Source organism: Henriciella sp. (assembly GCF_029937755.1).
Taxonomy (GTDB): Bacteria; Pseudomonadota; Alphaproteobacteria; order Caulobacterales; family Hyphomonadaceae; genus Henriciella.
Genome location: NZ_JAPYPG010000008.1, coordinates 44448 through 66744, shown reverse-complemented (window position 1 = coordinate 66744; position 22297 = coordinate 44448). Strand labels below are relative to the sequence as shown.

Below are 22297 nucleotides of genomic sequence, written 5' to 3'. Positions count from 1 at the left end.
GGCTAAAAGGGCCCTCTTATGAGCGAAGCGTTGAAGACACAGATATGACGATCAGGCAGCAAAACTCCATGGCCGCGTTTCTGTCGATGCTGATGCTGGTCGTGATCTGGCTGGCCATCATTGCCGGCGTCATTGCGTTCCTTCTCCTGGGGGTCGGCCTGATCGGCAGCCTGAATGGTGGCACCATGCGTGTGCCCGGCATGGAAGCCTATGTGGAGGGTGTGAAGCCCGGACACTTCGTCGCCGGTCTCGCCAGTCTCGCCGTCTTTGCGCCCGGTATCATCTATGTCTGCCTGCAGTTGCGCCGCATCCTGTCGACGCTGGCCACAGGTGATCCTTTCGTGCCGCAGAACGGTCCGCGGCTCATGCGCATCGCCATTGCGATCGGGCTCGTGGAGCTTACGCGCTATCTGACCGTTATCCTGCTCAATGCCTTCATTGATCTCGGCACCGAACAGCCACTCAGGCTCAGTATCAACCTCGCTGCATGGGCAGCGGTGGTGGCACTTTTCGTCCTTGCGCAAGTTTTCCGGGAAGGCTCCCGGCTGCGCGAGGAAGAGAAGATGACGATTTAGGAGGCCGATAACAGACATGGCCATTCGTGTGACTCTCGACCGCGTTCTCCTGGAGCGCCGCATGTCCCTCACCGAGCTTTCGGACCGGGTGGGCGTGACGCTTGCAAACCTGTCGATCCTGAAGACGGGCAAGGCCAAGGCGGTCCGTTTCTCAACACTTGAATCGCTCTGCCGCGAGCTCAATTGCCAGCCCGGCGATATCCTCATCTTCGACGAGGAAGACGGCGACAGCGCCGCAGAGGATGACGAAGCGGCGGCATAGATTGCGTCTGGTTGCCGGAACCTCGAACCTCCGGCGCAGTTCCATCTGAATGACAATCCGCAATGGCCTGTGGGCCCTCACCGCGCTTTTGGTGCTTGCTTCCTGTGGCGGAGGCGACCGTGAAGCCGGCGAATTCAAGAATGACTGGCTCGGCAACGAGATAAAGATCGACCGGCTGGTCGATCCGAAAGTGCCGGGCGTGACCTGCCATATTGCCTATTTCGACCGGGGCGTCTGGGACAGGATCGGCAAGGGCAACTGGTTCGAGGACCCGTCCAACTCGTCGATCTCCTGCATGGTGACGGGGCCGGTGATAATCGGCCGCATCGATATGGACCGGTCGGGCGAGGAAGTCTGGGATCGCGGCCGCTCGCTCGTCTTCAAGCAGCTGGCCGTGAGACGCATCTATGACCCTGCCTCGGACGCGCTGATGTACGTGTCATTTTCGAGGAAACCGGTCGATGGCTCGGCCAAGATGAGCCTGTCGACCGTCCCCCTCTGGGATGCTGAGGTCACATGGGAAGGACGCGAGAAACCGGTAATGGAGTAACGGCTATCGGCCTCAGGATATCTACTTATCGACGCCTCAGGGCTTATTCTCCAGATCGGGCGGCATGACCTATCAAGTCCGCTCTGCTGAAGAGCGCCGCCTCGCCATTCAGGAAAATGCGGCGCGCCTTGGCATCGACGATGCCTTTATTTCCGAGCTGGTCGAGACCTTCTATGCCCGCGTGCGCGCCGATCCCCGGCTCGGGCCGATCTTCAATGGCGAGATCGATGACTGGCCGGCGCATCTCGCCAAGCTGAAGGATTTCTGGGCCTCGGTCGCGATGAATGCCGGGCGCTATTCCGGCAAGCCCGTGCCTGCGCACATGAAGCTCGAAGGCATCACGCGCGATGACTTCCAGACCTGGCTCGGCCTGTTTCACAAGACGCTTGAAGACATTGCCCCGGGCGAGGAGACCGTCGCCTATTTCATGCAGCGGGCAGAGCGCATCGCGCAGAGCCTGCAGCTGGCGATGTTCGGTCTGGAGAGCCTGGAGTCCCGCGCCTAACCGATCGCCTTCTTCTGGTGCTCGAACAGCTCGGTGCAGCCTTTTTCGGCGAGCCGCATCATTTCCTCAACTTCGGGCCGGGTCATCGGGCGTTCTTCGCCGGTGCCCTGGATTTCGATGAAGCCGCCGTCTGAACTCATCACGACATTCATGTCGCCTTCGCCGCCGGAGTCTTCCGGATAGTCGAGGTCGAGGACGGGCTTGTCCTGGAAGAGGCCCACGGAGATGGCAGCCGCCTGCTTCTGGATCGGGTTGCCCGAGATGATGCCTTCCTCGCGGAGGTATTTGATCGCCAGCGCCATGGCGACGAAGCCACCCGTGATGGAGGCTGTGCGCGTACCGCCATCGGCCTGGATGACGTCACAGTCGATGGTGAGCTGGTTTTCACCGAGCGCCTTGAGGTCGACCACGGAGCGCAAGCTGCGGCCGATCAGGCGCTGGATTTCCTGCGTGCGGCCGGACTGCTTGCCGCGGGCGGCCTCGCGGTTGCCGCGGGTGTGCGTGGCACGCGGCAGCATGCCGTACTCGCCGGTCACCCAGCCCTTGCCCTGACCGCGCAGCCATGGCGGGACACTGTCAGACCAGCTGGCCGTGCACAGGACATGGGTATGGCCGAACTTTGCCAGGCAGGAGCCCTCGGCATAGCGGGTCACATTGGTTTCGAGCACGATGTTGCGAAGCTGGTCAGCGGCGCGGCCGGATGGGCGCACGAGGTCGGTCATGGGGCGTCTCCTTTGTTCACCGTGGGGTGAAGCGATTCAAGGTTGGCTTGTCCACCCGCATTGATGGCGGCAGCTGCTTTCGCCTGCTCCGCCCGGTCGATGGGATAACGCCAGATCAGTAACGCGGCCAATGCATAGGAGACGACAGGGACGCCGACGAAGACCGCCATCAGTCCGCGCACGGTTTCCGGTGAGTTGTCGGTCGCCGGATTGAAGCCGACCAGTACGCCGAGCAGGATATAGGGAATGCCGATGGCGAAGCTCGCGCCCGTCTTGTAGGCGCCCGACATCAGCGAATAGAAAAGCCCGGCGCGATTGCCGCCGCCGCGGGCTTCTTCCGCCTCGACGAGATCAGCCATCATCGAGCGGACCAGGATAAAGGGTGAGCCATAGCCGAAGCCTGAAATGATGGCAGCAATGAAGAGCGAGACGGTCCCGCCGCCCATCAGCGCAAGCGGCATATAGGAAACATAGGTCACCGCCGACCACAGGCAGACCGAGCGCATGGCGATGTACTTCTCGCTGCGCTTGGAGATCGCCACCCAGACCGGCATCGCGGCAAAGCCGGCGATGAAGTGGGCCATCAGGATGAGCGAGGCGAGGCCATGGCCGACGCCGAAGCCCCACTGGGCTGCAAACAGGAAGGTGCCGGCTGTGCCTGCGATTGCGATCCCGATGAATATTTCCGTCGCAAGCAGGCGCCATAGCGTCTGCTGTTTCAGGGCTTCGAGGATGGCCTTGGGGTGGAAGCTGGCGCGCGGGGCATCGGCATCCGGCTTCGGGTCCGGCACGAGCCAGACGGCGGCGCCGACTGTGACGGGCAAGGCGATGATCAGGAACCAGCCCATGATCGAGATCTGCTGGGCAAAGCTGACATCGCCGGCCCGGGAGAGGATCGAGGGCAGGGCGAGCATCACCAGCATGGTCGAGATGGTGAAGAGTTCGCGCCACATGAACAGGCGCGAGCGCTCGTCATAATTGAGTGCGATGGATGGCGCCCAGGCCTGGTGCGGCGTCACGATCATCGTCGTGCCGATATAGAAGAGGAAAAGGATGACCGCGAGAAAGACGGGCGAGACAGGTGGTCCCACAGGATTGTAGAGAAACCAGACGGCCGGCAGCAGGATCGGGACCGCCATCAACAGCCAGTGCTTGATCTTGCCGAGACGCGAAGGCTTGGTATCGACAAGCCATCCCATGACCGGGTCGGAGAACAGGTCCCAGAAGCGCAGCATCATGAAAATGATGCCGACCATTGCGGTGCCCAGCCCCATCTGTTCTGCGTAGAATGGGGCGATGAAGACCGCCATGGGAAGGCCGACGGCGCCGAAGGGAATTCCCACTGAACCGTATGCTATTACTTGCCGCAAGGGCAACTTTACTGGCACGCTTGTCATGGCGTGCATGGAAGCCGATTTGTAATCTGCGTCCAAGAGAAAAAGACTAATTGAAACTGGTGATTGCAATTCCTGGAAATTCAACGGAATGACCGAAAACACACCCCTCCGCGGCCTGCTGCAGAGCCTTGATGACCGCTCGCGGACAATCTTCCGCGAGATTGTCGAGACGTATCTGGAAACCGGCGAGCCGGTCGGTTCGCGGACACTGGCGAAAAGCGGGATCAGCCTCTCGCCGGCCTCCATCCGGAATGTGATGGCCGACCTGACCGATCTCGGCCTGCTCGACAGCCCGCATGTCTCGGCTGGACGTATGCCGACGCATGTCGGCCTGCGCCTCTTCGTGGATGGCTTCCTCGAGATCGGCGAGCCATCCGAGAATGACCGCGCCGAGATCGAGGATCGTCTGCGCTCCGGCGGGCGCGACATGCAAGGGGTGCTGAACGAGGCGTCTTCTATCCTGTCCGGGCTCGCTGGCGGGGCCGGTCTGGTCAGCTCACCGACACGGGAGCGCCCGGTCCGCCATGTCGAGTTCGTGCCGCTGGCCACCGGCGAGGCGCTCTGCATCCTCGTCGACGAGATGGGCGACGTTGAAAACCGCCTGGTCCGCATCCCGCCCGGCCTGCCAGCCACGGCGCTGATCGAGGCGGGGAACTATCTCGCCGCGCGGATGAAGGGCAAGACGCTGCGTGAAGCGTCTCTCTCGGTGCGTGAGGAAATTCAGGAACGCCGCGCGCAGCTGGATCAGGCCGCTGCCGGGCTGGTGGAGCAGGGGCTGGCCGAGTGGGCTGGCGAAGTGCCCGGCGAGGAGCGCGCCCTTATCGTGCATGGCCGCGCCAATCTGCTGAACGATCCGCACGCGGCGGAAAACATGGAGCAGGTGCGTCAGCTCTTCGATATCCTCGAGCGCCAGCAGGGCCTGCTGGACGTTCTCGACTCGACACGAGAGGCCGAAGGCGTGCGGCTTTTCATCGGGTCTGAGAACAGGCTTTTTCCGTTATCTGGTTCAAGCCTGATTGTGGCTCCCTATATGAACGCCACGAGACAGGTTATAGGCGCGCTCGGCGTGATCGGTCCGACCCGGTTGAACTATGCCCGGGTGATCCCGATGGTGGACTATACCGCACGCATGGTCGGGCAGATCCTCGGCGAGCGACAGAAAAACTGAGAGTAGACGAACAGCATGAGCGAAGACCAGAAGAGGCCCGAAGAGGCCGTCGAAACCGAAACACTGGATGCCGGTTCGCCGGAGTCCGAAGAGCTTGAACAGGCAGCGGTCGCTGACAATGAAGAGCCCGACGCCGAAACCCGCATTGCCGAGCTTGAAGGCGAGGCCATGGCGCTGAAGGACCAGGTGCTGCGCGCCCATGCGGAGATGGACAATATCCGCAAGCGCGCGGCCAAGGAGGTCGCGGATACGCGCGTCTACGCCGTGGAGAAATTTGCGGGCGACCTGCTGAATGTGTCGGACAATCTCTCGCGCGCGCTCGCGGCGCTGCCGGATGACGAACGCGCGCAGCTGACTGAAGCCGGCCAGAACCTGCTTGGCGGGATCGAGATGACGCAGAAGGAGCTGCACACCGTGCTCGCCCGTCATGGCGTCACGGCCATCGACGCAGCGCCCGGCGCGACCTTCGATCCGAACCAGCACCAGGCTGTCAGCCAGATCCCGTCAGACCAGCCCTCCGGCGCTATCGCCGAAACCTTCCAGACCGGCTGGAAGATCGGTGAGCGTGTGTTGAGGGCAGCGATGGTGGCGGTGAGTTCGGGGAAGGTGAATTAGGGCTATTTCTCCTCAACCGTCCACGCCGTCACGGTTCCCGGCATCCAGTTCGGGATGATGACGGTGTTGCCGAAGACGGTGAGGTCGTTCTGGAGAATGCCCTGTTCCTGCGTGTTCAGGACTTCAGAGACCTTGCCCTCTTCGCTCACGAACCAGACCTGTCCCGGCCAGCTGGAGACGAGATAGCCGCCCTCGATGAGGCCGATGCCGTCGGCATTCTCCATGCCAGTGGCGATCTCGGTAAGGTCGCCGGCCTCGTTCACCTCATAGAGCGTGCCTGAGGCCATGGTCGCGACCAGCAGGCGGTCTCCATCGGGGGTGAGGCCGTTGACGCCGGAGAGGCGCTCATCCTCAAGCCAGATACCGGACTCGTCGCCGGAGATGCGCCAGATCTTGCTGCCCTGGCTGTCGGAGGCGAGCAGCGTGGCGTTCCAGGCCGTCATGTCGTTGAGGGCCTCAGCGCCATCGATCTCCATCGTCTTGAGCAGCGTGCCGTCATCGGGATTGATCAGGTGGATGCGGTCGAGGTCGGCGACGTAGAGAATGCCGCGATCGACTACCATGCCTTTTGGCGCGTTCATCGTCGTGGGGCCGAACTGCGCCTCCAGCACCTCGCCGGTCTCCGAGATTTTCGAGACCCAGCCGGCGCCGTCCTTGTCGTTTCCGTTGCCCGCCACGTTGGAGATGAAATAGCCCCCGCCCGGCGCGGCGGCGACGCCTTCCGGTGCGTTGAAGCCTTCCGCTTTCCATTGCTCGACCAGGCGGACCGGCGCATCGGCCGGGGCAGGGGCTTCGACCGTCTCGCTTGCCTCGCGTTCGGCAGTGGCGGCAGGAGCGCCGGTCTCCTCGGCCGGCTGGCAGGCGGCCAGAGTCAGAAGGAAAAGGGCGGGCAGAAAGGCGGCAGGCTTCATGGAGAGGTCCTATTTCTCGACAAGTTCGACGCGTCTGTTCTTTTCCCTGCCAGCGTCCTGCGTGTTTGAAAAGACCGGAGAAAGCGGGCCGATCCCGTGTGGCTCAAGGCGCTCAGAGGCGATGTCATAGTCCTGTTTGAGGGCATCGGCCACGGTCAGCGCGCGATCAGACGAGAGCTTGTTGTTATAGGCGAACGTTCCCTTGGAGTCGGTATGGCCGACGACATAGAAGCTCTTGTCTGGATTGGCTTGCAGATATTTCGCGATCTCGTCGAGGGCGGCTTTCGATTCCGGCTTCAGCGTCGCCTTGTCGAAATCGAACACAACGCCGTCGAGCACGACGCGGCCATATTCCTCGATATCGGAGCCCATCGCCTCGGCATCGACCACGACGAGGCCTGTCTCGGCGGCTTCGACCTCGACGATGTCGATCAGCGTGCCGACATAGTTTTTGGAGTGCTGCTCGACATGAATGGTGACATAGGCAGTCCCGGAGGCGCGGTCCTTCCGGGCGACGATGGCGCCCGCACCGCCGGAAGTGGATGTCCCGGAGACCATGGTATTGGCTTCCCCGCCGCGGGAAAACGGATTGTAGATAAAATAGACGCCCGTCCAGTTTCGGGAGCCGACATCATTTCCCTTACGGTCGGCTGACATGCCCTTGCCGAGAATTTCGAAGTCTTCTGCTTCGAGTGCGTCGAGATAGTTCTTGTAGACTTCCGAGAAGCTGCGGTCTTCGCCCTCATATTTGTAGAATGTGCGCGTCACGCGGCCTTCAGTCTCGATCACCTCCTCGATCTGGCGATAGCCCGTGACCGGCCCGATGGGAATCTTGACGGGCTGGTAGTTCTCGATGTGCTGCCAGGCGATGACCTGGCCCGGATAGCGCTCGATCATCGGATGTTCGACGACACCGTCTGCGTCTTGCGCGTAGAGGCTTGCCGGTGCGGCGATAAAGGCAGCGGCCACAATGGCAGCGCGGATGAATGTCTTCATTTTGCGTCCCTCCCACAGAACAGGGACGCATATTGCTATGGTTAACGCATATTGACCAGTCCGACGGTAAAAAACCCGAAGCGATGGCTCCGGGCTTTCTGGTCTGGGGGGCGTGTCAGTCGTCGATCTGGGATTGCCGGTCGGTCTGCTGGCGCTCCAGCATCCAGCCGGGATATTCCTGGGTCAGCGCCGAGATCTCGTTGAGCTTCTGCAGTTCGTCGAAGCTGAACTCGACATCCACAGAGCCGAGATTGTCTTTCAGCTGATCGAGCGTGCGCGCCCCGATGATGACGCTGGTCACGTGCGGCTGATGCAGCAGCCAGCCGAGCGCGACCTGCGGCACGGTAATGCCCTTGGCCTCGGCAAGCTCACGCATCACATCGACGATGTCGTAGCCCTTTTCCTTGTCGATGGGCGGGAAGTCGAACACCGTGCGGCGCGCATCGTTCGGGCCTTCGCTGTCACGGGTGAACTTGCCGGACAGGAAGCCACCGGCCAGCGGGCTCCAGGGCAGGATGGCGAGATCCTGATCCTTGGCGAGCGGGACGACCTCGCGCTCTAGGTCGCGGCCAGCAATGGAATAGTACATCTGGCAGGACTCAAACCGGTGCAGGCCCTTCTCGCGGGCATAGGCGATGGCCTTCATGATCAGCCAGGCCGGCATGTTGCAGAGGCCGACATAGCGCACCTTGTTGTGCCGGATGAGCAGGTCGAGGGCTTCGACCGTCTCCTCGATCGGGGTCAGCGGGTCGGTGCCGTGGACCTGGTAGAGGTCGATATAATCGAGACCAAGCCGGTCGAGGCTCTTTTCCACCCCATCCATGATGTGCTTGCGCGACAGGCCGGAGATGTTGCGCGCCTCTTTTTCGCGCCGCTCGGCTTCCGCCTTTATCGCATCGGCAGCATCGTCGGCGACCGGCATGGAGACGCGGCCGAAGACCTTGGTGGCCACGACGATTTCGTCGCGCGGGAGATTGTTGTTGCGGATCGCCTCTCCGAGCATCTTTTCGGAGATGCCTGCGGAATAGACGTCGGCTGTGTCGAAGAAGTTGATACCGGCGTTGAAGGCCGTGCGGACAAGCTCATCGGCTTCGTCCTGCTGCTGCTTGCCAATGTATTTCCAGAAACCGGTCTGGCCGCCAAAGGTCATGGTGCCGAGGCAGAGTTTCGAGACGACGAGGCCTGTGCGGCCGAGTTTCGTATATTTCATGGGAGTGACCTTCCTGCTTGTCTGGTCCGGGCACGGCATGTGGGGATGCGGCAGCCGGAAGGCGAGGCGGATGAAAAAAATTTATGCCGGGCTGGGAAGCGGCTGACCGGCGTCATCGGGTCTGGCCCGGTTGGGGGCATCCTCCCGAATACGGATCAGCGTGTGTGAGCAGGCATGAACCGACTCCACCGGCTTGTCGCCGCCCGGGATCCATTTCTCCCAGAGCCGCTCATGCACCGTGTAGGCAATGGTCTGCACGAGGGGTTCGATCAGGCCGATGCTGAACGCCACGGCCCAGTTGCCTGTCAGGGCATACGCCACTGCCATTGCGACCGTCAGGTGCATCAGGCTGTAGGTCATGGTTTTGAGCAGGCCGCGTGGCATCGGGATGTCCTTCATGTTTCGTCCTCACCATAAATATGCAATTGCGAACCATTTTCAAATTAATCGTTATTTGCGCTTCCATAAACTTTCCCAATGAAAAAGGGCCGGACATGCGCTGCGTGCCTATAGGGATGATTTCGTATTGCCCTCAGATGCTGCGCCCATTCCCTGCGCTTGCGATCACTCAAATGTGAGACCGCCTCTTGAGCCTGCGAAAGGCCTACCCATATCGCTGCCTGAAGCCGCGTTCGCACAATCGGGCGCGACATTCACAATCCATAGAGCCGCTGTTTCGGGGTGCTGCCGGACAGGCCAAGAAAAACGAGGCGGCGGCGGCTACAGAAAGAGAGAGTGAACGAAAATGGGAAAGATCATCGGTATCGACCTCGGCACCACGAATAGCTGTGTTGCCGTCATGGATGGCGGAGAAGCCAAAGTCATCGAGAATTCAGAAGGGGCGCGGACCACGCCGTCCGTTGTGGCCTTCACCGAAGGCGGCGAACGCCTCATCGGTATGCCGGCGCGCCGCCAGGCCGTCACCAACCCGGATTTCACCTTTTACGCCATCAAGCGCCTGATCGGCCGTCAGTTCGACGACCCGACCGCGCAGAAGGACAAGGAAATCTCCCCCTTCGAGATCGTGAAGGGTTCCAATGGTGATGCCTGGGTCAAAGGCCGCGACAAGGAATACGCGCCGCAGGAAATCTCCGCCTTCATCCTGACCAAGATGAAGGAAACCGCTGAAGCCTATCTGGGCGAAGAAGTTACCCAGGCCGTCATTACGGTCCCGGCCTACTTCAACGACGCCCAGCGTCAGGCCACCAAGGACGCCGGCAAGATTTCGGGCCTCGAAGTGCTTCGCATCATCAACGAGCCGACGGCCGCAGCGCTGGCCTATGGTCTCGACAAGGACGACAACAAGACGATCGCCGTCTATGACCTTGGTGGTGGTACGTTCGACGTTTCGCTGCTCGAGATCGGTGACGGTGTCTTCGAAGTGCTGTCGACCAATGGCGACACCTTCCTCGGCGGTGAGGACTTCGACCTTCGTATCGTCGATTTCCTCGTCAGCGAGTTCAAGAAGGATCAGGGCATCGACCTGTCCAAGGACAAGCTCGCCCTGCAGCGCCTGAAGGAAGAGGCCGAGAAGGCCAAGAAGGAGCTGTCGTCCGCTTCGCAATACGAAGTGAACCTGCCCTTCATCACGGCTGACCAGTCCGGTCCGAAGCACCTCAACATCAAGCTGACGCGTGCCAAGTTCGAGAGCCTTGTCGAGGACCTCGTCAAGCGCACCATCGATCCGTGCAAGAAGGCGCTGGCCGATGCCGGCAAGTCGACCTCCGAGATCGACGATGTCGTCCTCGTTGGCGGCATGACGCGCATGCCGGCCGTGCAGGCTGCCGTGAAGGACTTCTTCGGCAAGGATCCGCACAAGGGCGTGAACCCGGATGAGGTTGTCGCCATCGGTGCAGCCATCCAGGGCGGCGTCCTGCAAGGCGACGTGAAGGATGTTGTCCTGCTCGACGTGACGCCGCTGTCGCTCGGTATCGAGACGCTTGGCGGTGTGTTCACCCGGCTTATCGACCGCAACACCACGATCCCGACCAAGAAGTCGCAAACCTTCTCGACGGCTGAAGACAATCAGCCGGCCGTGACGATCCGCGTCTTCCAGGGCGAGCGTGAAATGGCCGCCGACAACAAGATCCTCGGCCAGTTCAATCTCGAAGGTCTTCCGGCCGCCCCGCGCGGTGTGCCGCAGATCGAGGTGACGTTCGACATCGACGCCAACGGTATCGTCAACGTGTCCGCCAAGGACAAGGCGACGAACAAGGAGCAGAAGATCACCATCCAGGCATCGGGCGGTCTCTCGGAAGACGAGATCAACAACATGATGAAGGATGCCGAAGCCAACGCCGACGCCGACAAGGAGCGCCGCGAACTCGTCGAGGCGAAGAACGGCGCGGAAGCCCTGGTGCACCAGACCGAGAAGCAGCTCTCCGAGCATGGCGACAAGGTCGGTGCCGAGGTGAAGTCCGAGATCGAGAAAGCCTCTGAAGAGCTCAAGACGGCTGCTGAAGGCGATAACCTCGCCGACATCCAGGCCAAGCATCAGGCCCTGATGACGGCCGCCATGAAGCTCGGCGAAGCGATCTATGCCAGCCAGCAGGAAGAAACCGCCGAGGCCGATGCAAAGGCTGATGCGGCTGCTGAAGGCGACGACGATGTTGTCGATGCGGACTATGAGGAAGTGGACGACGACCGCAAGTCGGCCTAAGACAGTCCGCACAAATCAAAATCAGGCGCCCCGCAACGACCTTGCGGGGCGCCTTGCTATCAGCCCGGGCCATTCCTGATCCGGGCCATCAGATTTAGGGGCTGGTCATGGACTCACTTCAGGAATTCGGGATCGTCTCATCCCTGCGCGATTTCTGGGCGCAGATGGAAAGCGTTTTCACCACGGGCTTTCTCGGCCAGCCCATTGGCAAGGGCGTTCTGGCGCTTGGCATTCTTGTCATCGCCTTCCTGCTGCGCGGGCTGATCGCGAAACTGATCGCGGTCTCCATCGGCAAGCTGGCGGGCAAGACGGAAACCGACTTCGATGACCAGCTTGTCGAAGCGCTCAAGAAGCCGCTGACTCTGCTGCCGATTGCTGCCGGCTTCTTCTTCGCCGCCCAGGCGCTCGGAGCTTCGGGCGAGGTCGATGACATTGTCGCGAACATTACCCGCTCCATCCTGATCATTGCAGTGTTCTGGGCCCTGTTCAGGATCATCCGGCCCTTGCTTGGCCTGCTGAAGCGCATGCGCCGGGTCTGGGGTGAGACCTTTCTCGACTGGATGACGCGTATCCTGAAGGCGGTCGTCTTCTTCATCGGCGGCGCAGCGGTCCTGGATGTCTGGGGCGTGCCGGTCCTGCCCTTCCTGGCTTCGCTGTCTCTGCTCTCTGTGGCTGTGGCGCTCGGCGCGCAGGACCTGTTCAAGAACCTCATTGCGGGCATGACGATCATTGGCGAGCGCCGCCTCTCCAAGGGTGACTGGGTGTTCGTCGATGGTGTCGTGGAAGGTATTGTCGAGGATGTGAGCTTCCGCTCGACCACGGTGCGCCGGTTCGACAAGTCGCCGGTCTACGTCCCGAACGCCAAGCTCGCCGACAACCCGCTGGTCAACTTCTCGCGCATGACGCATCGCCGGATTTACTGGAAGATCGGTCTGGAATACCGCACGACCGACGAGCAGCTGACCAATGTCCGCAAGGCGATCGAGGACTACATCGCCGGAAACGACGATTTCGCGCCTGCCGCCGATGTCTCGACCTTCGTGCATATCGACGAGTTCTCCGACAGCTCGGTCACCATCATGGTCTACTGCTTCACCAAGACCACGACCTGGGGCGAATGGCTGGCCATCAAGGAGCAGCTCGCCTTCTTCGTGAAGAAGACGGTCGAGGAAGAGGGGGCAAGCTTCGCCTTCCCGAGCCGCTCGCTCTATTTCGAGAAGATGCCGGACGGCTTTGCGCCGGAAGACTTCCAGCCGCCTGCCAATGACGGCGAGGACGATGAAGAGGGCGCTGACGAGGTCGATCAGGGCGATATTCCTGACAAGCATGAAAGTGCCAGCACAGAGGCTTCCAGGAAACGCGGCGCGACCGGTCAGCGCGGACCACATCCGCATGGCCGCGGTCAGGAAGCCGAAGGGGGCGACAAAGGGACCGAAGCCGGAGACGGGGAAGGGGAGTAACGCGGCACTGGTCAAGCCACCTGACCTGTCGCATCAAGGCGTCTGATGTCGCTCGAATTCCTCCTCTTCTTCGCAGACCGCATCGGCGTGTTTGTCTTCGCCATTTCGGGCGGCGTCCTTGCTGTGCGCAAGCAGATGGACATGTTCGGCGTGATCGTACTCGCCTTCCTTCCGGCCTTTGGCGGGGGAACGCTGCGGGACCTGCTGCTCGACCAGCCGGTGTTCTGGCTTGATGATGCGCCGGCCATCCTGCTCGCCATTGCGGGTGGCCTGACGGCTTTCTGGTTTTCCCGCCCGCTCAATGAGTTCAAGCCACTACGCTGGGCAGACGCCTTCGGGATGTCGCTCTTTGCGGTGTCCGGGGCCGCGAAAGCCGCTGCGCTCGATTATGGCGTGATGGTCGTCGTCATCATGGGCGTCATGACGGCAAGCGCGGGTGGCCTGATGCGCGATGTTGTCGCCAATGAAGAGCCGCTTGTCCTGAAGGAGGGCGAGCTCTACGCCACAGCGGCCTTTGCCGGCACGCTGGCCTATTGGGGCCTGTCCTGGCTGGCAGCGCCCGAACCGGTCTGCTTCCTCGCCGGACTGGCCACCGCTTTCATCCTGCGCGGAATGGCAATCATCTTTGGCCTGAAGCTCCCGATCTCGAAGGCCTGAGACGTGGGCCAAAGAAAAACCCCGGCACGAGGGCCGGGGCTTTCCATGAGTGTTCGGTCGGTTGAAGCGGATCAGGCAGCGATCGCATCTTCCTTTTTCTTCGGGTCACGCAGCACATAGCCTCGGCCCCAGACGGTTTCGATATAGTGGTCGCCACCGGGGTTGTCGGCAGTAGCCGTCGCCTTGGCGAGCTTCTTGCGGAGCTTGCAGATGAAGACGTCGATGATCTTCAGTTCCGGCTCGTCCATGCCGCCATAAAGGTGGTTGAGGAACATTTCCTTGGTCAGCGTCGTGCCCTTCCGAAGCGAAAGCAGCTCGAACATCTGGTATTCCTTGCCGGTGAGGTGGACGCGATCGCCTTCCACTTCGACAGTCTTGGCATCCAGGTTGACCAGGATCTCGCCGGTGCGGATGACGCTCTCGGCATGACCCTTGGAGCGGCGAACGATTGCGGTAATCCGTGCAATCAGCTCGTCCTTGTTAAACGGCTTGGTGAGGTAATCGTCAGCACCATAACCGAGTGTCTTAACTTTCGCCTCGATGTCCGGATTGCCGGACAGGATCAGCACCGGGGTGTTGATACGCGCCATGCGCAGCTGCTTCAGCACTTCGTAGCCGGAGATATCGGGCAGCGAAAGGTCGAGGATGATGATGTCGTACTCGTACACTTTGCCGAGGTCGACGCCCTCTTCACCGAGATCGGTGGTGTAGATATTGAAGCCGGCCGCTTTGAGCATGAGCTCTATGCTGCGGGCGACCGAGTTGTCGTCTTCGATTAGAAGAACTCGCATGTCTTTGCTCCCGAATCACTCTAGCGACAAACCTAGCCGCCCCGTTAACCAATGTGAATCTACGGGCCGTTAATTACCAAGAGTTTAACGTGGATAACTCTGCGGCCATTTTTGTTCATACCTCTTAACAGTGCAGGTCTTCGCTGCGTCCCGATCCGATAAGAGTCTGGGCGATGGCAATGGCATCCTGAACCGGCTGAGCCGACGGATCCGTCGAAATCAGTGTGCGCTGGCTACGGATCGCTTCACGGACCTTTTCGTCGCGCATGACAATCCCGGCGAGGTTCGGGCGGAAGCCCAGGAACTGCTTGCAGGCCCGTGCAATCGCCTCATAGGTCTGCTGGCCCATGGCGCGGGTATTGGCCTGGTTGATGATGATGCCCTGTTCGACATCCGGCGCATAACCGCGCAGCACCTTGATGAAGGCGTAGCCGTCGGTCATCGAGGACGGGTCATCGGTAATCACCATCATGGCCTTGTCCGCTGCACGTGCCAGTCGCATGCAGTTGGCCTCGATTCCGGCCCCGAGGTCGAGGACGACCTTGTCATATTGCAGGGCAAGTGCAGAAAGCCCCGCAGCGAGGCGGGCAACTTCTTCAGATGAGAGTTCGGCCAGTGCACCGGAGCCAGACCGGCCCGGCAAGACGTCAAAGCCGCCCTGTCCGGCGCCGCCATCGACGTTGATGACCGCGTCCTCAAGCTCGATCCAGCCGGCGATAACGGCCGCCAGGTCGGTCTCGGGGGCGATGCCAAGCTGGACGTCGACATTTGCGAGACCAAGGTCCCCGTCGACAAGGAGTGTCCGCTGCCCGGCCTGCGCGAAGGCGCTGGCGAGAGTGATTGACATAAAGGTCTTGCCGACGCCGCCCTTTCCGGACGCGACAGCAATAATCTGACCAGGCTCAACACGCCGGCGCGGGACTTTTCCCTGCGAGCCGGTGGGCCGGTCCATGGATTTGGGGAGCATGAAGCTCATATCAGGCAGCTCCTTTCAGCGCGATATCTGCTGGAGCTTCTTCCAGCAAAATTCTGGAGAGACGCCCCGGTGCAGCCGGAACGAGACCGCCGCCAATGAAGGGTGTGACGGCGAGGTGGGCGAAGGCAATGCCAGCCGCCGAGAGGGCGGACACGACACCTCCGCGCCGTCGCGTAACATCGAGTTTGGTGACGATGGCCCGGCGCACGCCAACAGAGGCAAAGGCGCGCGCGGCTTCGGCAAGGTCGTCGGGATGGCCTTCTGCAGACATCACCAGGACCGGTTCGGCGTCAATCACCGCGATCAGATCCTTGAGGCTGGCCATGTCTTCCTCATCGAAGGGAACAATCGCCGGAAGGTCGATTACGCAGCGATAGCCATCGGTCCGGGATTGCTTGAGAAGGGAGAAGAGATCGTCAGGTGTGCTCGCCGCGCGGATCTGGCGCTGCTCGAGCTCGAGATAGGCTGCAAGCTGGGCGCCGCCGGCGGTCGAATCGAGGTCAGCGGCGACGGGCAGGATTTCGTGTCCGGTCACGGCGGCCCTGCGCGTCATCTTGGCGGCGGTGGCCGTGCGGCCATGTCCGGGCGGACCGACAAGCAGCACGTCGCGCGTCGGCATGGCCGGGATCGGATCGCAGGTAATCAGGGCATCGAGACCGGAGGCCATGATCTCAGCCGGGTCTTGTGTTCTTGAACTTATCGGCATGCCGGCGTCGGCGACGCGTTCGGCGAAGCGCTCGGGCGCGCCATGCCAGATCAGGGCGTCGCGGACGCGATTGCGCAGGGGATTATCCTGCGGACGGGCGGGGCCGGTATTGCGGTTCAGGCGAGCGACAAAGCGCGGCTCACTCGGGACCATGCCCCCGCCAAGCTTGTCAGTCGCAGCGCGAACCTCGACACCACCCGGAACTTCCCGCTCGGAGAGGATAATAGCATCCTCACCCATCTCGGCAAAAATCATCGCCTTGGCGGCCTCGAACGTCTCAGCTGCGAACATTTTCATGCGCATGGGCAATTCACTCCACTTCCGGAATCACACCCTCGCGCGAAAAGGTTAACGAAATCTGTTAATCTGTTAGGGATTGAGAAATCCCTTGTGAATGATTGCGGTTAATGCCGGTTAGCCCTGCCTGCGGCAGCGGTGGCGCTCAGGCGGCGCGCTTCTCGTCGACGATTTCCGAAAGCTTTACGCCCAGCTGGCCATCGGCCACGACGAGGCGTCCGCGTGCCATGAGGCGGTCGGAAACATAGATGTCGATCGGCTCGTTTGTGCGCTTCTGGAGCTCGACAATCTCGCCTTCGCTGAGGTTCAGCAGCTCTTCCACCGGCATGCGGGCCTCGCCCAGAACAACGTCCACGCGGACGGGCACATCGAAGAGTCCGGTGTCGGGCGTGCGATTGTCGGCCATCAGGTCTACTCCACGAATCGGGTGGCGAATCAGCAACCTCACCCGGATTGGTTTCCGAGAAATGAACGCGCGGGGCGGGGGTCGGCTGCGAGCCTCTAGCTCTGGAAGAGATTGCCCTGTCCGTCAATGAGTTCTGCGGCAACCGCGCGGACACGGTCCACAGCTTCGTCCCGGGTCTCTTCGGAAAGGGTGGAAGATTCAAGGAGTTCGGCCAGTTCAACGATCTGCCGAAGCGCTGCCTTAAGCGATTCCGCGGAGTCGCGCATGGCGTCGGCCTGCAGCTTGACCTGCTCGTCACGGAGCATCTCTGCGGTGGAACGGCGCGCATCGTCGAGCAGGGCGGCCAGCTCGCTGACGGTCATCGTGACCTGGCTCTCATTCGGTGCTGGTGTATCGAAATCGCTGCGGAAGTCGAAGGGTGTAACCGAACTGACAGGCTTGCGGCTCATTCGATCAACTCGTCTTCCGGATCGTCCTGGGCGAGGATGTCACCTCGCCGCGCAAGGGTGCGAGCGATCGTAATGACCTGCTGGCGCGCCTTCTCGATTTCGGACCGGCGCACGGGGCCGAGACCGCTGGTTTCGGCGACCAGCATCTCGCCGGCACGCTTCGTCATATTGTCGAGGAAGACCTGGCGAACGGATGCTTTCGCCCCCTTGAGCGCGACCGCCAGATCGGCCCGATCGACGCGTGAGAGGATGGTCTGGATCGCGGCCGGACCGAGGGCGGCGAGGTCGTCAAAGGTAAACATCAGCGCCCGGATGCGGGCGGCAGATCCCGGGTCGTCCTGGTCGAGGGAGGACATCAGGCCCTGCTCCAGGCGGGGGTCGAGCTGGTCGAAAATGCGGGCGACCGATTCCAGGCCATCGCCGGACTGACGGCCAGCCTTGGAGGCGACCAGGTCCTGCATGGCGGTCTCGATGAGGCTGAGCGTATCAGGCCGGATCCGGCCAAGCGTCATCAGCCGCTTCAGGGCCTGGGTGGCCAGCTCGCGCGGCAGGGCGCGAACGGTCTGGGCGGCGACCTCCGGAGACAACCGCGAGAGAATGACGGCGATGAGCTGTGGGTGCTCGCACGTGATCGCACGGGCAAGCATGGCGGGTTCGAGAACGTCCAGCTGCGTCCAGATGGAGGCGGTCTTCTGATGTCCGCCCTGATCCGGCCGATGAAAGTCGGACAGGAAGGCAGATGTCTCGTCGTCAGCCCTGGCGGGTGTGACATCCGGCTCAGGGCTGTCCATCACCTGGGCGAGGCGGTCGGCTTCGTCAGGGCTGAGCTCTGCCCACACGGCTGCGCCGGCGGATCCGAGAGAGCGCATCAGCCGGGCGGCGCGGCGCGTGCCGGGCGTGGCCTCGACCATGGGCTGTTGAGCGAGGGCAGGGAGGCTCATGATGAACCTCCATCATTCATCCAGCTGCGGATGATCTGGGCGGTCTGTTTCGGATTTTCGCTGGCAAGACGCTGGGCATCGGCCTGACTGGCCGGGACAGGCGCTTCATCCGGCACGGCGCGCAGGTGCGTCGGCGCAGCGGGGGCTTTCGGCAGCGGAAACGGTTCCGTTGTGCCCGATTGGGCGGGAAGCGGTTGAGCGGCCGCCGGCGCAAAGGCGAGGAAGCCGAGAAGGCCCGTCAGCAGCACCATGGCACCGAGTTCCAGCATGTCTGCCTGCGCGAGACCGCCTGTCGTCCCGGGCGCAAAGGCAAAGGGCTGGATCTGCAGGCTGTCGCGCGAAGGATCGAAACCGGTCGCGGCGCTGAGGATCGTCTCGATGCGATCGCTGGTCTCGGTATCAAGATGAAAGCGGGCTTCAGGCGTATCGACGAGAATGAGGACGCTACGAGCACCGTCATCGCCAGTATGAGAGGCAAGACGGAAGGAATTCTTGCCGAGCACGGGATCGAGCAGAGCGTGAAGCGCAGGGTCGCCTTTGGCGGCGGCGTCGGCCGGTGTTTCACTGGAAAGGAGGGTCATGCCCCGCCAGGCCAACAGGCACGCGGCCAGTGCAAACGCAATTAGCGCCGCCTGCCGCGTGCCCCTAGGCATATTGGACTTGGGTGCTGACATCGCCTCGCCTTGCTTCAGGAACGCCATGTGAAATGCATGGCGCAGACCTCAGCTGGATAGGCTGGTCAGCGTAAACGGCGCTTTAACGATGGTGGTCAGGGGCGCCGATGATGGAGTGCCAGATGCCGAGTTCTGTCAGTTGGCGCGGTACTGCTGGAGGCGCGTGGTGCGCAGTCCCTTTGTACCATGCTGGTCGTAGAGCTTGTCCCAGCCATTCAGCTCTTCTTCCGTGAGCGAATAGCGGTCGCAAGCCTCTCTTCGGGATAGCAGGCCCCCCCGGACCGCTGCGACGACCTCAGCCTTTCGGCGGGTCACCCAACGGCTGATACCGGGGGGAGGAAGGTCGTCCCGAGTCATCGGTCGGCCATCCGGGCCTTTTATACTCAATGTCTTCGCATTCTGCTGCGCCATGAGATCCACCATTATTAGCGGTTGATGCATTGAACGCTTCTGCGTCCGTGGAACCATGTCTACAGCAGGCATCTTAAATCAGCTTTCAGCGGCACCTGTGAGTTTTCATGAAAATTGAAAACGTTCTCCCCAGCGCTGTTAAGCCGGTGTTCGTGAACCTGTCCCGGCATGGGTCAAACTGTTCTGAAACTGCACATTTTTCTGCGATTTCAGGCGGAAATGCGCTCATCGGCGGGAATCGTCGACGAAATAAATCCGCCCCCCATTACACGAGTTTCATGTGAACTTTCGTACAGGACACAGGCTTGCCCCTTTGCGACGCCTTCCTCTGGTATGGAGAAATACACCGCGGGTTGATTTTCGAGCCAGCCAAGCGTTGCGGGAAGCGGCTCGCGGGTCGAGCGGACGCGCGCCAGAACGGCCCGGCCTTCATCGCAGGCGGCTTCCAGCGAACCGTCTCCCAGCCAGTTCAGCTCTTCCATTGTCAACCCGGCTGTCAGCAGCGCTTCGCGCGGGCCGACAATGACCCGGCGGGTGGCGGCATCGATCTTCACGACGAACAGGGGCTCACCCGTCGCGATGCCGAGGCCGCGGCGCTGGCCGATCGTATAATGGATAACGCCATTGTGCTCGCCCAGCACCCGGCCATCGAGATGCACGATCTCGCCGCCGCGCCCGGCCCCCGGGCGCAGTTTCTTGACCACGTCGGCATAGGAGCCGCTTGGCACGAAGCAGATGTCCTGGCTGTCGGGCTTGGCCGCCACAGGCAGGTTGTACTTCTCCGCCAGCTCACGGACGTCCGTCTTCGGCAGGCCGCCGAGCGGGAAGCGAATATAATCGAGCTGCTCGCGCGTCGTGGCGAAAAGGAAGTAGGACTGGTCGCGTGAATGATCGGCCGCGCGGTGAAGCTCCGGTCCGCTGTCGCCTTCGGTGCGCTGGATATAGTGGCCGGTCGCCAGGCAATCGGCGCCAAGCTCCTTTGCGGTGGCGAGGAGGTCGGAGAACTTGACCGTCTGATTGCAGCGGATGCAGGGGATGGGCGTCGAGCCGGACATATAGGTGTCGGCAAAATCCTCCATCACCTGCTCCTTGAAGCGGCTCTCATAGTCGAGGACGTAATGCGGGATGCCGATCCGGTCGGCGACATTGCGCGCATCATGGATGTCCTGACCCGCACAGCAGGCGCCCTTCTTCTCGATGGCGGCGCCATGATCGTAGAGCTGCAGCGTGATGCCGATCACCTCATAGCCTTCATCAGCGAGCATGGCGGCTACGACGGAGCTGTCGACGCCACCGGACATCGCAGCCACGACACGGGTTTCGGATGGGGGCTTGGCAAATCCAAGCGAGTTCAGCCCGCCACGGCTGGCGGTCTTCAGGTCAGTCATTTTCGTCCTCCAGCGGGTTCAAGGCCCGAAGCAGAAAGCTTTGTGAAGCGCGCTACATAGTCGATTGCGCGCAGAATGTCAGGAGTGGGTGTTCAGCAATACCTGTTGCCAGCGGAGCAATTGGTTGCCGAGCCATACGTTTCGATGCGGCTGATCATCTCGTTGAATTGCAGATTGTCGCGATAGGCATTGCTCTGCGAGACCTGATTGTAGCTCGTCGATGGCGGTGAGTAGCTGCCATAGCTCGTGGAATAGCCCCCACTCGAAACGATCTGGCCATAGCCGACCATGGCGTCGGCGAGCGGGGCCAAGGCCTTGTCGATGGCGCCCCAGATCGTCTTCTTCTCCGGCTCGCGAATCCAGCCCTTTGCGCGGCCCTCGGCATTGAACATGTCGGTGAAGGGCCCGCAGGCCTTCTGGTAGCCATGATTGAAGCAGGCCTGTGCCAGCAGTTTCTTGGCGCCTTCATAATCGCCCATATCGAAGCGGGAGTAGTATTTCATGTAGGCGAGATTGTAGCAGAGTGCCTGGTCGCCAGCGTCGCAGCCATCCTTGTAGCGATTGGCGGCCATTTGCACGTCGCCTGGTGCGAATGGGCCTGGCGAAAAGATCACGGCCTCAGCGAGGTAGCTGCAGGCGTGCTTGTAACTATGCTCGCACGGCAAGCGGAGATCTGCCATCGCGCGCTGCGGATCGCGGGCAACGCCATACTTGCCGCGCAGGCGGTAGGTGCCGGCATGATAGCAGGCGCGAAAGACGGTGAGACCGCACAGCTCATCGAGGATGGCGATGCCGGTCGCCGTGTCGCCAGCTTCGAAAGCGGCTGCGGCGCGTTCGCTATTCGTTTTGTAGAGGTCATAGTTGAAATCGCGGGCATAGGGCAGGCCGGCCTGATAGGCCTTTGCGTAATAGTGCGAGGCTGTGGTGATGCTGGGAGAGACGCCGATCCCTTTTTCATGAATCCAGCCAGCCCCCAGCAGGGCCTCTGGCGGCGCGTCGTTAGCTTCAGCGGCCATCAGCAGATAGCGCGCGCCTACGGTCTCATCAGCGGTGACACCGTCGCCAGTCAGAAGGAGGTGGGCGGCATTGTAGGCCGACTGCGTATCGCCGGCGTTGGCCGCGCGCTTGTAATAGGAAAGCGCTACGGGACGGTCCTGCACTGTGCCGAGTCCGCGGTCGTTATAGAGGGCGACATGATAGAGCGCCCTGGCATGGCCTTGGGCGGCCGCTTTCTCGAACCAGGCAAGCGCGGTCTCCTTCGACATCGGTACGCCGAAGCCATTGGCGTGGAATATAGCCATATTGTACTGGGCACGCGCATTGCCGGTTTCTGCGATTGGGCGGAAGAGGGCCATGGCGTCGGCATAGCGCCCGGCATTGCCGGCGGCGGCCGCCTCGTCGAGCCGCGTATCCACACTTTCGGAAATCGGCGCGGTCTGTGCGGCTGCGCTCATGGGCAGGCAAGTGGCAAGAATGGCAAGTGCAAACGCTCTGATGATCATGGCAGACGTCCCCTTCCGCGCTGAGAGCCGGGCGAGCCTATCGCGTCCAGACGGGCGGAGACAAGCGGC

The 22297-nt window shown here is 61.7% G+C and carries 25 protein-coding genes; 9 read left to right on the top strand and 16 right to left on the bottom strand.

What is annotated here, in order from left to right:
* Positions 1-68 precede the first annotated feature (68 nt).
* The 4 genes from Q1K29_RS15425 to Q1K29_RS15410 all read left to right on the top strand — a co-directional run bounded on the left by Q1K29_RS15425 (position 69) and on the right by Q1K29_RS15410 (position 1892).
* Positions 69-575 carry a DUF2975 domain-containing protein gene (locus Q1K29_RS15425; protein ID WP_300395978.1) on the top strand — a complete coding sequence of 169 codons (507 nt, stop codon included), beginning with the start codon at positions 69-71 and terminating at the stop codon, positions 573-575.
* A gap of 16 nt (positions 576-591) precedes the next feature.
* Complete coding sequence (locus Q1K29_RS15420; protein ID WP_300395977.1) at positions 592-837, top strand: helix-turn-helix transcriptional regulator; 246 nt, start codon at positions 592-594, stop codon at positions 835-837.
* 49 nt (positions 838-886) lie between these two features.
* Positions 887-1387 carry a CreA family protein gene (locus Q1K29_RS15415; RefSeq protein WP_300395976.1) on the top strand — a complete coding sequence of 167 codons (501 nt, stop codon included), beginning with the start codon at positions 887-889 and terminating at the stop codon, positions 1385-1387.
* A 64-nt stretch (positions 1388-1451) separates the two neighbouring features.
* Positions 1452-1892 carry a group III truncated hemoglobin gene (locus Q1K29_RS15410; protein ID WP_300395975.1) on the top strand — a complete coding sequence of 147 codons (441 nt, stop codon included), beginning with the start codon at positions 1452-1454 and terminating at the stop codon, positions 1890-1892.
* On the opposite strand, the gene rph is transcribed toward Q1K29_RS15410, so the two are convergent.
* Positions 1889-2614, bottom strand: a complete 726-nt coding sequence (gene rph / locus Q1K29_RS15405) for a ribonuclease PH (protein ID WP_300395974.1) — start codon at positions 2612-2614, stop codon at positions 1889-1891. The genes Q1K29_RS15410 and rph overlap by 4 nt on opposite strands.
* Positions 2611-3957: an MFS transporter gene (locus tag Q1K29_RS15400; RefSeq protein WP_300395973.1), complete on the bottom strand. Its 1347-nt coding sequence runs from the start codon at positions 3955-3957 to the stop codon at positions 2611-2613. The genes rph and Q1K29_RS15400 overlap by 4 nt, the downstream gene beginning before the upstream one ends.
* A gap of 142 nt (positions 3958-4099) precedes the next feature.
* Between Q1K29_RS15400 and hrcA the strand changes: the two genes are divergently transcribed.
* Both hrcA and Q1K29_RS15390 read left to right on the top strand, forming a co-directional pair.
* Positions 4100-5179, top strand: a complete 1080-nt coding sequence (hrcA, locus tag Q1K29_RS15395) for a heat-inducible transcriptional repressor HrcA (RefSeq protein WP_300395972.1) — start codon at positions 4100-4102, stop codon at positions 5177-5179.
* Positions 5180-5194: 15 nt separating this feature from the next.
* A complete protein-coding gene (locus tag Q1K29_RS15390) occupies positions 5195-5794 on the top strand; it encodes a nucleotide exchange factor GrpE (RefSeq protein ID WP_300395971.1) in 600 nt (199 codons plus the stop codon).
* 2 nt (positions 5795-5796) lie between these two features.
* Here the strand turns inward: Q1K29_RS15390 and Q1K29_RS15385 are convergent, their stop codons facing one another.
* The 4 genes from Q1K29_RS15385 to Q1K29_RS15370 all read right to left on the bottom strand — a co-directional run bounded on the left by Q1K29_RS15385 (position 5797) and on the right by Q1K29_RS15370 (position 9310).
* Positions 5797-6705 carry a hypothetical protein gene (locus Q1K29_RS15385; RefSeq protein ID WP_300395970.1) on the bottom strand — a complete coding sequence of 303 codons (909 nt, stop codon included), beginning with the start codon at positions 6703-6705 and terminating at the stop codon, positions 5797-5799.
* 9 nt (positions 6706-6714) lie between these two features.
* A complete protein-coding gene (locus Q1K29_RS15380) occupies positions 6715-7701 on the bottom strand; it encodes an OmpA family protein (RefSeq protein ID WP_300395969.1) in 987 nt (328 codons plus the stop codon).
* Between the two features lie 115 nt (positions 7702-7816).
* Positions 7817-8911: an aldo/keto reductase gene (locus tag Q1K29_RS15375; RefSeq protein ID WP_300395968.1), complete on the bottom strand. Its 1095-nt coding sequence runs from the start codon at positions 8909-8911 to the stop codon at positions 7817-7819.
* Positions 8912-8992: 81 nt separating this feature from the next.
* A complete protein-coding gene (locus Q1K29_RS15370; protein WP_300395967.1) occupies positions 8993-9310 on the bottom strand; it encodes a DUF2061 domain-containing protein in 318 nt (105 codons plus the stop codon).
* Positions 9311-9656: 346 nt separating this feature from the next.
* Between Q1K29_RS15370 and dnaK the strand changes: the two genes are divergently transcribed.
* From dnaK to Q1K29_RS15355, 3 genes are all read left to right on the top strand, one after another.
* Positions 9657-11570 (top strand): molecular chaperone DnaK, encoded by a 1914-nt coding sequence (dnaK, locus tag Q1K29_RS15365; RefSeq protein ID WP_300395966.1) that lies wholly within the window; start codon positions 9657-9659, stop codon positions 11568-11570.
* Positions 11571-11677: 107 nt separating this feature from the next.
* Positions 11678-13030, top strand: coding sequence for a mechanosensitive ion channel family protein (locus tag Q1K29_RS15360; RefSeq protein WP_300395965.1), 1353 nt, complete (start codon positions 11678-11680; stop codon positions 13028-13030).
* 45 nt (positions 13031-13075) lie between these two features.
* Entirely contained in the window at positions 13076-13687 is a 612-nt protein-coding gene (locus Q1K29_RS15355; RefSeq protein ID WP_300395964.1) for a trimeric intracellular cation channel family protein, read from the top strand.
* Between the two features lie 71 nt (positions 13688-13758).
* On the opposite strand, the gene ctrA is transcribed toward Q1K29_RS15355, so the two are convergent.
* The 10 genes from ctrA to Q1K29_RS15305 all read right to left on the bottom strand — a co-directional run bounded on the left by ctrA (position 13759) and on the right by Q1K29_RS15305 (position 22228).
* On the bottom strand, positions 13759-14478 hold the full coding sequence (gene ctrA / locus Q1K29_RS15350; RefSeq protein ID WP_300395963.1) for a response regulator transcription factor CtrA: 720 nt from the start codon (positions 14476-14478) through the stop codon (positions 13759-13761).
* Between the two features lie 124 nt (positions 14479-14602).
* Entirely contained in the window at positions 14603-15454 is an 852-nt protein-coding gene (locus tag Q1K29_RS15345) for an AAA family ATPase (RefSeq protein ID WP_300395962.1), read from the bottom strand.
* A gap of 1 nt (position 15455) precedes the next feature.
* Positions 15456-16463, bottom strand: a complete 1008-nt coding sequence (locus Q1K29_RS15340; RefSeq protein ID WP_300395961.1) for a flagellar biosynthesis protein FlhF-like protein — start codon at positions 16461-16463, stop codon at positions 15456-15458.
* A gap of 139 nt (positions 16464-16602) precedes the next feature.
* Positions 16603-16863, bottom strand: coding sequence for a flagellar motor switch protein FliN (fliN, locus tag Q1K29_RS15335; RefSeq protein WP_300395960.1), 261 nt, complete (start codon positions 16861-16863; stop codon positions 16603-16605).
* Between the two features lie 95 nt (positions 16864-16958).
* Entirely contained in the window at positions 16959-17312 is a 354-nt protein-coding gene (locus Q1K29_RS15330) for a hypothetical protein (RefSeq protein WP_300395959.1), read from the bottom strand.
* Positions 17309-18253, bottom strand: coding sequence for a FliG C-terminal domain-containing protein (locus Q1K29_RS15325; protein WP_300395958.1), 945 nt, complete (start codon positions 18251-18253; stop codon positions 17309-17311). The genes Q1K29_RS15330 and Q1K29_RS15325 overlap by 4 nt, the downstream gene beginning before the upstream one ends.
* Entirely contained in the window at positions 18250-18834 is a 585-nt protein-coding gene (locus Q1K29_RS15320) for a hypothetical protein (protein ID WP_300395957.1), read from the bottom strand. Before Q1K29_RS15320 ends, Q1K29_RS15325 begins: the two co-directional genes overlap by 4 nt.
* A gap of 228 nt (positions 18835-19062) precedes the next feature.
* Positions 19063-19338 carry a DUF1153 domain-containing protein gene (locus Q1K29_RS15315; RefSeq protein ID WP_300396079.1) on the bottom strand — a complete coding sequence of 92 codons (276 nt, stop codon included), beginning with the start codon at positions 19336-19338 and terminating at the stop codon, positions 19063-19065.
* 209 nt (positions 19339-19547) lie between these two features.
* The gene (gene mnmA / locus Q1K29_RS15310) at positions 19548-20726 is read right to left on the bottom strand and encodes a tRNA 2-thiouridine(34) synthase MnmA (protein WP_300395956.1); all 1179 of its coding nucleotides are present in this window, start codon (positions 20724-20726) and stop codon (positions 19548-19550) included.
* Between the two features lie 92 nt (positions 20727-20818).
* Positions 20819-22228 carry a tetratricopeptide repeat protein gene (locus Q1K29_RS15305; RefSeq protein ID WP_300395955.1) on the bottom strand — a complete coding sequence of 470 codons (1410 nt, stop codon included), beginning with the start codon at positions 22226-22228 and terminating at the stop codon, positions 20819-20821.
* Positions 22229-22297: the final 69 nt, after the last annotated feature.

What these genes read in the sequence shown, in the direction of transcription:
- Q1K29_RS15425 (WP_300395978.1), top strand. Translation starts at nt 69, where the DNA reads ATGGCCGCGTTTCTGTCGATGCTGATGCTGGTCGTGATCTGGCTGGCC.
- Q1K29_RS15420 (WP_300395977.1), top strand. Translation starts at nt 592, where the DNA reads ATGGCCATTCGTGTGACTCTCGACCGCGTTCTCCTGGAGCGCCGCATG.
- Q1K29_RS15415 (WP_300395976.1), top strand. Translation starts at nt 887, where the DNA reads ATGACAATCCGCAATGGCCTGTGGGCCCTCACCGCGCTTTTGGTGCTT.
- Q1K29_RS15410 (WP_300395975.1), top strand. Translation starts at nt 1,452, where the DNA reads ATGACCTATCAAGTCCGCTCTGCTGAAGAGCGCCGCCTCGCCATTCAG.
- rph (WP_300395974.1), bottom strand. Translation starts at nt 2,614, where the DNA reads ATGACCGACCTCGTGCGCCCATCCGGCCGCGCCGCTGACCAGCTTCGC.
- hrcA (WP_300395972.1), top strand. Translation starts at nt 4,100, where the DNA reads ATGACCGAAAACACACCCCTCCGCGGCCTGCTGCAGAGCCTTGATGAC.
- Q1K29_RS15390 (WP_300395971.1), top strand. Translation starts at nt 5,195, where the DNA reads ATGAGCGAAGACCAGAAGAGGCCCGAAGAGGCCGTCGAAACCGAAACA.
- Q1K29_RS15385 (WP_300395970.1), bottom strand. Translation starts at nt 6,705, where the DNA reads ATGAAGCCTGCCGCCTTTCTGCCCGCCCTTTTCCTTCTGACTCTGGCC.
- Q1K29_RS15380 (WP_300395969.1), bottom strand. Translation starts at nt 7,701, where the DNA reads ATGAAGACATTCATCCGCGCTGCCATTGTGGCCGCTGCCTTTATCGCC.
- Q1K29_RS15375 (WP_300395968.1), bottom strand. Translation starts at nt 8,911, where the DNA reads ATGAAATATACGAAACTCGGCCGCACAGGCCTCGTCGTCTCGAAACTC.
- Q1K29_RS15370 (WP_300395967.1), bottom strand. Translation starts at nt 9,310, where the DNA reads ATGAAGGACATCCCGATGCCACGCGGCCTGCTCAAAACCATGACCTAC.
- dnaK (WP_300395966.1), top strand. Translation starts at nt 9,657, where the DNA reads ATGGGAAAGATCATCGGTATCGACCTCGGCACCACGAATAGCTGTGTT.
- Q1K29_RS15360 (WP_300395965.1), top strand. Translation starts at nt 11,678, where the DNA reads ATGGACTCACTTCAGGAATTCGGGATCGTCTCATCCCTGCGCGATTTC.
- Q1K29_RS15355 (WP_300395964.1), top strand. Translation starts at nt 13,076, where the DNA reads ATGTCGCTCGAATTCCTCCTCTTCTTCGCAGACCGCATCGGCGTGTTT.
- ctrA (WP_300395963.1), bottom strand. Translation starts at nt 14,478, where the DNA reads ATGCGAGTTCTTCTAATCGAAGACGACAACTCGGTCGCCCGCAGCATA.
- Q1K29_RS15345 (WP_300395962.1), bottom strand. Translation starts at nt 15,454, where the DNA reads ATGAGCTTCATGCTCCCCAAATCCATGGACCGGCCCACCGGCTCGCAG.
- Q1K29_RS15340 (WP_300395961.1), bottom strand. Translation starts at nt 16,463, where the DNA reads ATGCGCATGAAAATGTTCGCAGCTGAGACGTTCGAGGCCGCCAAGGCG.
- fliN (WP_300395960.1), bottom strand. Translation starts at nt 16,863, where the DNA reads ATGGCCGACAATCGCACGCCCGACACCGGACTCTTCGATGTGCCCGTC.
- Q1K29_RS15330 (WP_300395959.1), bottom strand. Translation starts at nt 17,312, where the DNA reads ATGAGCCGCAAGCCTGTCAGTTCGGTTACACCCTTCGACTTCCGCAGC.
- Q1K29_RS15325 (WP_300395958.1), bottom strand. Translation starts at nt 18,253, where the DNA reads ATGAGCCTCCCTGCCCTCGCTCAACAGCCCATGGTCGAGGCCACGCCC.
- Q1K29_RS15320 (WP_300395957.1), bottom strand. Translation starts at nt 18,834, where the DNA reads ATGACCCTCCTTTCCAGTGAAACACCGGCCGACGCCGCCGCCAAAGGC.
- Q1K29_RS15315 (WP_300396079.1), bottom strand. Translation starts at nt 19,338, where the DNA reads ATGGCGCAGCAGAATGCGAAGACATTGAGTATAAAAGGCCCGGATGGC.
- mnmA (WP_300395956.1), bottom strand. Translation starts at nt 20,726, where the DNA reads ATGACTGACCTGAAGACCGCCAGCCGTGGCGGGCTGAACTCGCTTGGA.
- Q1K29_RS15305 (WP_300395955.1), bottom strand. Translation starts at nt 22,228, where the DNA reads ATGATCATCAGAGCGTTTGCACTTGCCATTCTTGCCACTTGCCTGCCC.